The organism is Gemella bergeri ATCC 700627 (assembly GCF_000469465.1).
Classification (GTDB): Bacteria; Bacillota; Bacilli; order Staphylococcales; family Gemellaceae; genus Gemella; species Gemella bergeri.
Genome location: NZ_KI271848.1, coordinates 1 through 12,501 on the forward strand (window position 1 = coordinate 1; position 12,501 = coordinate 12,501).

General features: G+C 30.8%; 10 protein-coding genes and 1 pseudogene. 10 read left to right on the forward strand and 1 reads right to left on the reverse strand.

Features of this window, described 5'->3' with window-relative positions; genetic code table 11:
* The 6 genes from HMPREF1983_RS07890 to HMPREF1983_RS04550 form a co-directional block, all read left to right on the forward strand.
* Positions 1 to 199: hypothetical protein (locus HMPREF1983_RS07890; RefSeq protein WP_021753118.1), on the forward strand; the 199-nt coding region annotated here is incomplete at its 5' end.
* 1 nt (position 200) lies between these two features.
* The gene (locus HMPREF1983_RS04530) at positions 201 to 635 is read left to right on the forward strand and encodes a hypothetical protein (RefSeq protein WP_021753119.1); all 435 of its coding nucleotides are present in this window, start codon (positions 201 to 203) and stop codon (positions 633 to 635) included.
* Entirely contained in the window at positions 632 to 1,198 is a 567-nt protein-coding gene (locus HMPREF1983_RS04535) for an ATP-binding cassette domain-containing protein (protein WP_021753120.1), read from the forward strand. Before HMPREF1983_RS04530 ends, HMPREF1983_RS04535 begins: the two co-directional genes overlap by 4 nt.
* A gap of 119 nt (positions 1,199 to 1,317) precedes the next feature.
* Complete coding sequence (locus HMPREF1983_RS04540) at positions 1,318 to 1,752, forward strand: MarR family winged helix-turn-helix transcriptional regulator (protein ID WP_021753121.1); 435 nt, start codon at positions 1,318 to 1,320, stop codon at positions 1,750 to 1,752.
* Positions 1,753 to 1,756: 4 nt separating this feature from the next.
* Positions 1,757 to 3,907: an ABC transporter ATP-binding protein gene (locus tag HMPREF1983_RS04545; protein ID WP_021753122.1), complete on the forward strand. Its 2,151-nt coding sequence runs from the start codon at positions 1,757 to 1,759 to the stop codon at positions 3,905 to 3,907.
* Positions 3,900 to 5,690 carry an ABC transporter ATP-binding protein gene (locus tag HMPREF1983_RS04550; RefSeq protein ID WP_021753123.1) on the forward strand — a complete coding sequence of 597 codons (1,791 nt, stop codon included), beginning with the start codon at positions 3,900 to 3,902 and terminating at the stop codon, positions 5,688 to 5,690. The genes HMPREF1983_RS04545 and HMPREF1983_RS04550 overlap by 8 nt, the downstream gene beginning before the upstream one ends.
* Before the next feature lie 159 nt (positions 5,691 to 5,849).
* On the opposite strand, the gene HMPREF1983_RS04555 is transcribed toward HMPREF1983_RS04550, so the two are convergent.
* Complete coding sequence (locus tag HMPREF1983_RS04555) at positions 5,850 to 6,149, reverse strand: hypothetical protein (RefSeq protein WP_021753124.1); 300 nt, start codon at positions 6,147 to 6,149, stop codon at positions 5,850 to 5,852.
* 348 nt (positions 6,150 to 6,497) lie between these two features.
* Here HMPREF1983_RS04555 and HMPREF1983_RS04560 point away from each other — a divergent pair, with 348 nt between their 5' ends.
* The 4 genes and pseudogenes from HMPREF1983_RS04560 (at position 6,498) to HMPREF1983_RS04575 (ending at position 12,302) form a co-directional block, all read left to right on the forward strand.
* Positions 6,498 to 8,939 (forward strand): transglycosylase domain-containing protein, encoded by a 2,442-nt coding sequence (locus HMPREF1983_RS04560; protein WP_021753125.1) that lies wholly within the window; start codon positions 6,498 to 6,500, stop codon positions 8,937 to 8,939.
* Positions 8,940 to 9,083: 144 nt separating this feature from the next.
* Complete coding sequence (gene rapZ / locus HMPREF1983_RS04565) at positions 9,084 to 9,944, forward strand: RNase adapter RapZ (protein WP_021753126.1); 861 nt, start codon at positions 9,084 to 9,086, stop codon at positions 9,942 to 9,944.
* Positions 9,945 to 9,948: 4 nt separating this feature from the next.
* Positions 9,949 to 10,931: pseudogene (locus HMPREF1983_RS04570) on the forward strand (gluconeogenesis factor YvcK family protein).
* Between the two features lie 21 nt (positions 10,932 to 10,952).
* Positions 10,953 to 12,302: a glucose-6-phosphate isomerase gene (locus tag HMPREF1983_RS04575; protein WP_021753129.1), complete on the forward strand. Its 1,350-nt coding sequence runs from the start codon at positions 10,953 to 10,955 to the stop codon at positions 12,300 to 12,302.
* Positions 12,303 to 12,501 lie beyond the last annotated feature (199 nt).

Consider the following 12,501-nt stretch of genomic DNA (forward strand, 5'->3'; position numbering starts at 1 on the left):
TTTAATAATAGCATATATTTTATCGCTTTATGTAGTTAGTGATTTTCTAAAAATGTATATATCAAGATCGCTTGGAATAGAGGGATCTATTTCTTGGTTTAGTGGAGTTGCATTTAGTAATATTCAAATGTTTATTTCATTTATTTATATAGGCATAATATATTTATTATTTAAATTAACGCACAAGAAAGAATTTTAAAATGAGTAGATTGAAAAATTTATATGGATATGGTATAGCAATATTGGTCTTTTATAGACTGATGTTTAATGTTAGGGAAATTTCACAAATAACTTTTAGTCAGTTTATTAGATATGATATGCACAAAATTTTTGATGAAGATAGACAGATAATTATTGAACAAGTAATCTTATTATTAGCTCTATATATGGCATTTTTTCATGTATATAGTAAGGTTTTGTCAGTAAATATAGAAAATTTTAAAAAAATGATGAGATATAAATGTACAAGTATATTGGATTTGGAGATAAAGACATTTTCTTTTTTCTTTAAAATATTCTTTAAGGATGCTGTAATATTTTTATTTGTATTGATAATAGAGTATATGTTTAAAACAAAAGATATAAATTTATATAACTATTACCATGGAATTGTAGATATAGCAAAATTGCCTTGATTATTTTTGAAAATCTTAATTTAAAATTTTCGAATGGTAAAATTTACGGTTTGGTTGGAGAAAATGGTAGTGGTAAAACTGTAATAATGAAATGTTTATGCGGATATACTACTTTAACAAGCGGTAATGTTTTTCAAAATAATAAAAAAATACGTAATAAGAATAATTTCATAGAAGATGCAGGAATTATTATAGAAAATCCAAAGTTTATGGAAGATTTTACCCTTTATGAAAATTTGAATATTATAAAAAATTTGTCCGATAGTAAAAAAGATATTGATATATCATATTGGTTGAAATTTTATAACGTAGAGAAATATAAGGATAGAAAATATAGACAGTTATCGCTTGGAACAAAACAGAAAATGTTATTAATACAGGCGTTTATGTCAAATCCCACAACGCTTATTTTAGATGAATGTTTCAATGGATTAGATGAGGTTTCTGCGAATAAAACAAGGGAGTATATTAAAAATTATATAAATCCAAATCGTTTAATTATTCTTACATCTCATATAAAAACAGATATAGAAATGTTATGTGATGAGGTAATATATTTATAGATTTTTTATGAAAAAATATATTAACTGACCTTGACAAAGAAGAAAATTTTATATATAATAGTTCACATGGTTAACTTTTTAGTTAATAATATGAACTATTTTTATAAGGTGGTGATAAGATGGATAATTATAAAAAAGCGATGAATGTTATGGATGACCTTAGGGTAACGATGAAAAAACTTCATAACAAAGAAAATAAACCTTTTCGAAAAGTTGAATTCCACGCATTATTAATTATACTGGAATTTAAAAGTATAACGATGCAAAAACTTGGAGAAGAACTCGGCGTTACTAAATCTCGAGTTACGGCAATAATCTCAAAATTAACGGATAAAGGTTTTGTTGAGCAGGTGTCTGATACTAAAGATAAAAGAAAAAAATTATTGCAATTAACTAAAGTTGGGGAAGAATATATGGTAAGTGAACGTGCCAAGTATGAAGAATGGTTTAAACAACTTTGGGATAAATTTACTTTAGAAGAACAAATTAATTGGATACATTTAATAGCTAAAATTAACAGAGTAATTAAAGGAGATTTAGAGGAGGAAGAGTAATACTATGAGATTATTTAAGTATTTAAAAAGTTTTTTAGTGCCGATGATTATCTTAGTGTCTTTGCTTGCTGTCAGGGCTATGACGGAGTTGGAATTACCAACTTATACCAGTAAAATAGTAGATACGGGAATTCAGCAAAGCGGTATTGAAGATTCAGTACCTACTAAGATTAGTAAGGAGTCATTAAAAACATTAGAAGTATTTATGACTGTTGAAGAAGTTGAAAAGATAGAAAATAATTATGAAGAAAATAACAATATTTACACATTAAAGAATATCTCACAAGAAACACGAGATGAGTTAAATAATATTTTTAAAGAAACTATGACTGTTGTACTTGGAGCAAAAAATAAAAATATTAATTTAGAACAAATGGTACAAGGTGTTGGTACCGGAGTTGTTCAAAAAGATACATTGGTAGAACAACGAAAAAAAGCTATTAAGGATTTAGGGCAATCTGCTAATATGATGACTAAACAAGGAGGAATAGCTTTTGTAAAAGAAGAATATAAAAAAGTTGATATTGATACGAATAATATTCGTACAAATTATTTGAAAAATATCGGTCGGAAAATGATTTTGGTAACGTTAATTGGCGGTGTAGCCAGTATTTTTTCAAGTTTAATTTCAAGTAGGGTATCTGCAAAAGTGGCATATAATCTGCGTGAAAAACTATTTACTAAAGTATTATCATTTTCAAAACAAGATATTGATAAATTTTCTTCGGCATCATTAATAACTCGTACTACGAATGATATCCAACAAATTCAAAATGCTTTAAATATGTTGCTTTTTATTGCATTCTATGCACCGATAATGGCGATATGGGGAATTTACAAAGTTATGCAAACAGATACCGGTATGACATGGATTATTGCTGTCGGTATTGGGGTTTTAGGTTTAATTATCGGGCTTATAATGGCAGTGTCAATTCCTAAATTTAAAATAATGCAAAAATTAATTGATAAAGTTAATTTAGTAAGTCGTGAGTTACTAACGGGTATTTCCGTTATTCGTGTCTTTGGACGTGAAAAACATGAAGAAGAACGTTTTGATGTAGAAAATAAACGCTTAATGAATAATCAGCTATTTGTTAACCGTGTTATGTCAATTTTATTTCCGGCAATTATGTTAATTATGAACGCTATTGCTCTGTTAATAATTTGGGTCGGCGGTAAAAATATTAATAACGGATCTATACAAGTAGGTGATATGATGGCATTTATTACCTATACAATGCAAATCGTTATGTCATTTCTATTTTTTACCTTTTTAGTAATGCAATTACCACGTGCTACAGTAGCGGCTGCACGTATTGATGAAGTATTAGATACACCAATTAGTGTAATTGATAGTAAAGAAATTGATGATAATAAATTAAATGATGTCAAAGGAACGCTTCGTTTTGAAAATGTAACATTTTCATTTGAAGGAGCGGATAATCCGGTCTTGACTGATATAAACTTTGAAGCGGAAGCCGGTAAAACAACGGCTATTATAGGAAGCACCGGTAGTGGTAAATCGACACTTCTTCATTTAATACCTCGTTATTTTGATGCTCAGCAAGGTCAAATTACGATTGATGGAGTGAATATTAAAGATGTCAGTATGAGTAAATTACGTAGCATTTTAGGTTTTGTACCACAAAAAGGTGTTTTATTCAGCGGAACTATTGAATCTAATATAAAGTTTGGTGATGCAAATATCAGTGATACTGATATGAAATTAGCAACGGAAATAGCCCAAGCTAGTGAGTTTGTTCTTGAAAAAGAAGGACAATTTTCTAGTCCTATTGCTCAAGGGGGTAGTAACGTATCCGGTGGACAAAAGCAACGTTTATCAATAGCCCGTGCCTTGGCAAAAAAACCTAAAATATTATTGTTCGATGATAGTTTTTCAGCATTAGATTATAAAACAGATGTTAAATTACGTCGTACTCTACAAGAAAAAATGGCAGGTATTACTACAATTATTGTTGCACAGCGTATAGCAACTATTATGAATGCTGATAAAATTATCGTAATGGATGAAGGTAAAATAGTAGGGATAGGACGTCATGAAGAATTACTTCATAACTGTCCGACATATTTAGAAATTGCGGAAAGTCAACTTAGTGAAGAAGAATTGGAAAAAGGAGGTAAACACCATGGATAATGAAAAAAAAGTAAGAAAAGCTGATAATTTTGGTAAAACATTTAAAAGAATAATGATGCTGATGTTTAAAACATATACTATACCTATGATACTTCTTATTATTTTTTCAATAGCCGGAACAGTTTTTTCAATTATAGGTCCTAAAATTATGGGACGTGCAACTACTGAGTTATTTGAAGGTTTGGTTGCTAAAATAAATAATACAGGTGAAATAAATTTTGGTAAAATAGCCGGTATTCTTTTGACAACGTTAGGTTTATACGCCATTTCATCACTATTTATCTTTCTGGAAGGTTGGTTGATGAGCGATGTCTCTCAAAAATTAACCTACGATATGAGAAAAGATATTAGTGTGAAAATCAATAAATTACCGATGGGATATTTTGAACAAAGAACAGTCGGGGAAACCTTATCTCGTATTACAAATGACGTTGATACATTTGGGCAAGGGCTTAACCAAAGTTTTACTCAACTTATAGCAAGTGTAATGACGGTGTTGGGAATATTGGTAATGATGTTCACAATCAGCCCGGTAATGTCTTTAATCGCTATTGTAATAATCCCGATATCTGCAATTTTATTAGGAAGTTTAACTAAAATGAGTCAAAAGTACTTTGTCAATCAACAAAAATCACTATCAGATGTTAATGGACAGGTAGAAGAAAGTTATTCAGGGCAAAATATTATTACAGCATTTAATCATAAAGATAAAAGTATAAAAGAATTTAAGCAAAAAAATAGTGAATTATATGGTTCATCATGGAAGTCACAGTTTTTCTCTGGAATGATGTTCCCTATTATAAACTTTGTAGGAAACTTAGGTTACGTGGGAATAGTGTTTTCAGGAGGTTTATTGGTTGCAAACGGGAAAATTGGAGTAGGTGATATTCAAGCATTTATTCAATACATCCGCAGTTTTACACAACCGATAGGACAAATTGCTCAATCAATGACACAAGTACAAAGCCTGACCGCAGCGGCAGAACGCGTTTTTGAGTTTTTAGATGCCACTGAAGAACAACCGGTAGTTAATCCTATTGAAATAACTGAAAAACAAGGTAATGTTGTGTTTGACCATGTTAGATTTGGGTATATTGAAGACCAAATAATTATTAAAAATTTCACAAGTGATGTTAAAAAAGGAGAAATGGTTGCAATTGTCGGACCGACGGGAGCAGGAAAAACCACCATGGTTAAACTGTTAATGCGTTTTTACGATATTAATGGCGGTAAAATTACAATAGACGGTAAGGATATTTCATTATTTAATAGAAAGGATTTACGTTCTTACTTTACAATGGTGCTTCAAGATACATGGTTGTTTAAAGGTACGATAATGGAAAATTTACGCTACGGTCGTTTAGATGCAACTGATGAGGAGGTAATAGCTGCGGCTAAAGCGGCTCACATTCATCACTTCATTAAAACATTACCGGGCGGATACAATATGGAATTAAATGAAGAGGCTTCAAATATTTCACAAGGTCAAAAACAACTTTTAACTATTGCACGTGCTATTTTGGCAGACAAACCGATTTTAATTCTTGATGAGGCAACTTCAAGTGTTGATACAAGAACAGAAGTGTTAATTCAAAAAGCGATGAACAGACTTATGGAAGGTCGTACAACATTTGTTATTGCTCATAGATTATCAACTATTAGAAATGCAGATAAAATCCTTGTTTTAAAAGATGGGGATATTATTGAACAAGGTAATCATGATGAACTCTTAGAGAAAAAAGGTTTCTATTCAGAATTATATCAAAGCCAATTTGCAGAATAAAAAAATTCTCAGCATCTAAATCTAAAAGATGCTGAGAATTTTAATTATAAGAATTAATAAATATAAGAAAAATACTAAGCAGAGCCAATCTGCTTAGTATTTCGTTTTGTCTTTTATGCTCCATGTTTATTATGGAATTTTTATATTCATCTGTTAAATTTAGGCTTCGCCTATATTTTCTAACATTATTTGATCATTAGATATACTAACTTCATCATACTCGAAGTCCTCATCAAAATCATATGAATATTCTTTATAAAGAAACATTTCATTAGAGTAATCTAAAAATTTGTCGTCATCAGTCGTTAAAAACTCAACCTCATTAAAACTTTCATCAGCATAATCTGATAAAACTTCATCCTCATAATCTATTTCTGTATTAAAATCCTGGGAATATTCATCATCTTGTGAGAAACAGAGGTCTGGTGACTCCAAACTAGATAAGTTCATAGTATACATAAAAATCTCCTTTAGTTTTATTTTTTATTATTATACAAAATAATGATAATTTTTGCAAGAAAAACACTTATTTTTTTTGAGATTTTAAATTATATATTTAATGTGATATATGTTAGGTAACAAATAGAAATTTTAGTTTGTAAATTCAGTTTAAAGTATATAAAATATAATTTTAGTATTGAATAAAAAACCCGAATATTTTGGTTTATTAAAGATGTATTGTTACAAAAATATTAAAAGAATATTAATATGTTAAAAATTGTTTAAATAAAATTGATTTTTTTTTTGATATACATTAAAATTAATGATGTATAATGTATTTAACATAATAAAGAGAAAGGATATATTATGACAGAAAATAACAATGAGCGTTTATCAAGAAGGGATAGACATTCAAATGATAAAAAAAATGTTACACCGGGAGGTTATATTTCACGTGGAAATAGTAACCCTAACCAACGTCCTAGACCGTTGGGAGAAGATGTGATGAGAAGAAAATCACAACGTTTGGGTGGCGGTGCGCCTAATGGTAACCGTAGGGTATCTCAAGGACGTAACGGTAATAATTTAGAAAATAATCAAAATTATTCAGGTGGAAATAAACCGCCAATAAGAAAACCTAATAGAATAAGTAATCCTAATAATAAAAAGAAAAAAAATTCAGTTTGGACCAAGGTATTAAGATACGGCTTGTATGCAACGAGTATTTTTATAATAACGGTGTTTTTCTTGTGCGTATTTTGGATTTTTCAAGCACCGGCATTTGATTCTAAAATTTTAGATAATAATTCCAGAACAGTTGTTTATGACGTAAACAACAACGAAGTAGCTAAATTAGGTAATCAGGTCGGCGAAAATTTAGAAACTAAAGATATACCGGAACAAATGCAAAATGCTATTTTAGCAACTGAGGATAATAGATTCTTTGAACATGGTGCAGTAGATTATAGACGTTTAATCGGAGCTGTTGTTTCAAATTTAACAAGCGGATTTGGTTCACAAGGTGCTTCGACAATTTCTCAGCAGCTTATAAAAAGAACATTTTTGGATGATAATAAGAGTGTTAAACGTAAGGTTCAGGAGGCATATCTTGCTTATAAACTAGAGCAAAATTATGACAAAGAAACCATTTTCACGATGTATGTCAATAGAATTTACTATTCTGACGGAGTATATGGGTTAAAAACAGCGGCTAAATATTATTATAATAAAAATGTTAACCAGCTTACTCTCCCGCAGATGGCATTACTTGCCGGACTACCTCAGCATCCTAACACTTATAATCCTTATGATAATCCGGAAGCGGCAAAAACCAGACGTGATACTGTACTCCATTTGATGGAACGTCACGGTAAAATAACACAAGAAGAATTGACGGCGGCACAGAATACAGATGTTATGTCCGGCATTGTAAAACGTGACGAAACTAATAGGGTGATACTGTCAAGTGAATTTGATTCTAAATATACATCTTATATGAACCAAATTGTTAATGAACTTAGAAACAGCAAAGAGTATAAGGATTATGAGGGAGATGTATTGAATTTAGGATTAAAAATATACACAAACTTTGATCCGAAAATCCAAAGTACACTAAGTGACAGTATAACTTCAAACTATGTTGGTATAAAACAAGCAAGCAATGTTTCTATGGTTGTATTAAATAATGAAAATAGTGGGATAGCGGCATTGTATGGTGGAAAAAATCAGAAATTTAATGGTTATAATATTGCGACGCAGGCGAAGCTGCAACCGGGGTCGTCTATAAAACCTATACTGGCTTACGGGCCGGCGATAGAATATTTAGGATGGAATTCAGGGCAATTAATTGATGATACAAAAATCCAAGGTTCCAATATTCAAAACTGGGATAGAGTTTATCATGGAAAAGTAACTATGAATAACGCCTTGACAATGTCATACAATATTCCGGCTATTAGAACATATCAACAAGTAGGTTTTGATAAAGTAAAACAATATGCAGCGAATGTTGGAATGGATATAACGGATGACTCACTAACAACACCTATAGGTGGTAGTAAAGATGGTTTTTCACCACTTCAAATGGCAGCTGCGTATGTTCCGTTTAGTAATGGGGGCTATTACGCTACTCCTAAAACTATAAAAAAAGTATATGATAACGAAGGAAATGAAGTAAGAAGCTTCAGCAAAGATGATAAAAAACGAGTAATAAAAGAATCAACAGCTTATATAATGACTTCGATGCTCCGTAATGTGGTTAATGGAACGGCACAATATGCCAGAGTGTCAGGTGCTGATATGGCTGTAAAAACCGGGACTACAACTTTTGGAGAAGGAGAAGCAACAAAGTATGGTTTTGATATAAATAACTACTCCAAAGATTCTTGGACAATTGGTTATACAAGTAATTATACTTTGGCTGTGTGGCAGGGGTTTGATACGATAGATGGCCCAACTAAATATATGACACAACAAGATACACAAAAAACGCAGATGTTGTATAGAGTTAATATGCAAAATATTGTTAAAATACACCCACCTAAAGGATTTACTGTGCCAAAAGATGTCGGTTCTGTGAATGGAACTGTCAAAGTAATAAGCGATAGTGAACGAAGAGAAATAGAAGAGAGAACTAAGCGAAATCAAGAATCACAATCGCAAAACAGAGACAGTGACTCAAATAACGGTAACAATCGAAATAATAATAATTCAAACAATGATAATAAACGAAATCAAAGAAATCAGTCAAACGGTAATAATACCACGAGAAATAATGCAAATGATAATTCCGGAGATAATGACGGATAATTTTACAATAAAAAGTAGGGCAAGATAAAATTGCTCTACTTTTTTAATACTACACAAAAAAATAAATTTAGTGTACAATAGTATATATAAATTTTTCTTTTTTGCTTATAAAAGAAAAAATATTAATTCAATGGATGTGAAACTATGAAAAAAAAATTAGTAATCATTACAGGAATAAGCGGAGCCGGTAAAAATACAGCTTTGGAAATTTTTGAAAATCAGGGATACTTTTGTACAGATAATTTACCGGGATTGTTATTAGAAGATTTTCTTAGAATTATTGAAGAAAAAGATATAGATAAAATAGCAGTGAGTATTGATATTCGAAGTAAACATCTTTTTGTTGATTTGAAAGAATTATTAAAAAAAGTACAAACCAGTGAATATTTTGATGTAAAAATAATATTTTTAGATAGCGATGATCAAGTCCTTGTTAATCGTTTTAAAGAAACACGAAAAAATCATCCGCTATCTGTTAAATATAGTTTGCTTGAAGGAATAAAGCGAGAAAGAGTAGTAATGGCGGATGTAAAAGAAGTGGCGAATTATATTTATGACACTTCTAATTTTACCGTTAAAGATTTACAAACTAAAATTTTAGAAGATTTTGGTATTGAAAAAAGAAACAGTTATCATGTAACAATATCAAGTTTCGGTTATAAGTACGGTATTCCTATTGATGCGGATAATATTATTGATGTTCGATTTCTAAAAAATCCTTTCTATATTAAAGAGTTGAGAGAAAAAACCGGACGCTCAGAGGAAGTATTTAATTATGTTTTTTCAGATAGAGTAACCGCTGAGTTTTATGATAAATTTAAAGAATTAATTTTTTATATGATTGATAAATATCAATATGAAGGGCGAGATAACGTAGCAATAGCGATAGGTTGTACCGGAGGGAAACATCGTTCGGTTAGTATCGCAAGAAAATTATATGAAGATGTAAAAAATTTAGGTTATAGAGTTTATCTTGAACATAGAGATATTGACAAGGGTAGGTAGAATAATGAATAATAGAGTAAAAGTAGTAGCTATCGGCGGTGGAACCGGTTTGTCGGTTTTGCTCCGTGGTTTAAAAAAATATCCATTGGATATAACAGCTGTTGTGACTGTTGCCGATGATGGAGGAAGTTCTGGAAAAATTCGCAGTGATATGAATATTCCATCTCCCGGAGATGTCAGAAATGTAATAGCTGCTTTATCAGATGTAGAACCATATCTTGAAAAAATGTTTCAGTATCGTTTTGATTCCGGCGAAGTAAAAGGACATCCGGTAGGTAATTTAATGCTTGCGGCAATGACTGATATACATGGGAATTTCAGTACAGCTGTTCAAATTATGAGTAAAATTTTAAATGTCAGTGGGACAGTTTTACCGACAACCAATGAGATGGCAACGTTAAATGCAGTGCTTAAAACTGGAGAAATTATTCGAGGTGAATCATCAATTACAAAAGCAGGTGGAGAAATTGACAATGTCTATATAACACCATCAAAAGTAAAGGCGAATGTGGATGTTATTAAAGCAATAGAAAACTGTGATTATATTGTGATGGGCCCGGGAAGTTTATACACATCTATTATTCCGAATCTGATGATATCAGGAGTATCAGAGGCGATTGTTAACAGCAGTGCAAAAAAATGTATGTTTGTAATGTTATGACACAACATGGCGAAACGGATAATTACACTGTATCAGATCATATAAAAGCAATAAATAAACATATTGGGAAAAATATTTTTGATATTGTAATTGCAAATTCAAATGTATTTTCAAAAGAAATTTTGGAACGTTACAAAGAAGAACAACAGACAGCAGTAAAAATAGACAAAGAAGAAATTGCTACACTTGGGGTAGAATTAATAGAAAATAAAAACGTCGGTATCGTTGAAAATAATGTAATTCGTCACAATGCAGATAAAGTATCTGAATTAATTTATAATTACATTATAGAAGACAAACCAACAATTATTTATAACAAAAGGTAATAAAAAATAAGGAGAAGAAGAATGCACTTAAATTTTGATTATTCAAAAGCGTTAAATTTTTTTGATAAACAAGAGATGAAAAATATGGAAGGTTATGTGAAAGTAGCGCATGATACTTTACATAACAAAACGGGAATAGGAAATGACTTTTTGGGTTGGTTAGATTTACCGACCAATTACGATAAAGAAGAATTTTCACGTATTAAAATAGCGGCTAAAAAAATTCAAGAAAACTCAGATGTATTAGTAGTAATCGGTATCGGTGGTTCATATTTGGGAGCAAGAGCGGCAATAGAAATGTTGAACGACAGTTTTTATAATTTTTATGATAAAGACAGAAAAACTCCACAAGTATTTTTTGTAGGAAACACTATTTCATCTACATATACGCAAGAATTAGTGAATTACTTAAAAACTACCAATAAAAACTTTTCGGTAAATGTAATTTCCAAATCAGGAACAACAACAGAACCGGCAATTGCATTTCGTGTTTTTAAAGAGCTGTTAGAAGAAAAATACGGAAAAGCAGGAGCAAAAGAAAGAATTTTTGCTACAACTGACAGAAAACGTGGTGCATTGAAATCATTAGCTGACGATGAGGGATATGAAACATTTGTAGTACCCGATGATGTAGGGGGACGTTTTACAGTATTAACGGCAGTAGGGTTATTGCCGATAGCTGTAAGTGGTATTGATATTGATAAAATAATGTTGGGTGCCAAGCTGGCACAAGATGAACTGGACACAGCTGATTTATCTAAAAATATCGCTTATCAATATGCGATAATGAGAAATATTTTACAACAAAAAGGTAAATTAATAGAAATTTTAGTTTCTTATGAACCGTCGATGGTGTACTTTAATGAATGGTGGAAACAGTTATTCGGTGAATCGGAAGGTAAAGACGGTAAAGCTTTGTATCCGGCAAGTGTATGTTTTTCAACTGATCTACATTCAATGGGACAATATATTCAAGAGGGGCGTCGAATTTTGTTAGAAACTATTCTTAAAGTGAAAACTCCTAATAAAGATATTGAATTGAAAGAAGCGGAGAATAACTTAGACGGTTTAAACTATTTGTCAGGAAAAACAATGAATTTTGTAAATACAAAGGCTTTTGAAGGGACACTCCTTGCTCATACTGATGGTGGGGTGCCGAACTTTGTAATAGAATTACCGGATATGAGTGAGTTTACATTTGGATATTTAGTATATTTCTTTGAAAAAGCTGTTGCTATTTCTGGATATATGCAAGGATTAAATCCGTTTGATCAACCGGGAGTAGAAGCATATAAGAAAAATATGTTTGCACTATTAGGTAAACCCGGTTTTGAAGATTTAAGAAAAGAGTTGGAAGAGAGATTAAAATAAAATATAAAAAGTGAACTGATAATAAATTTTAATCAGTTCGCTTTTATGTTTTGTAATATGTCAAAACATATTGGGAAATATTTTATGTAACTTATATATAAATAATATATATTACAAAATAAAAATATGATAATAACATGTATCATCATATTAAACATAATATTCAAAAAATGGGGCGGCTGAAGGGAATCGAACCCTC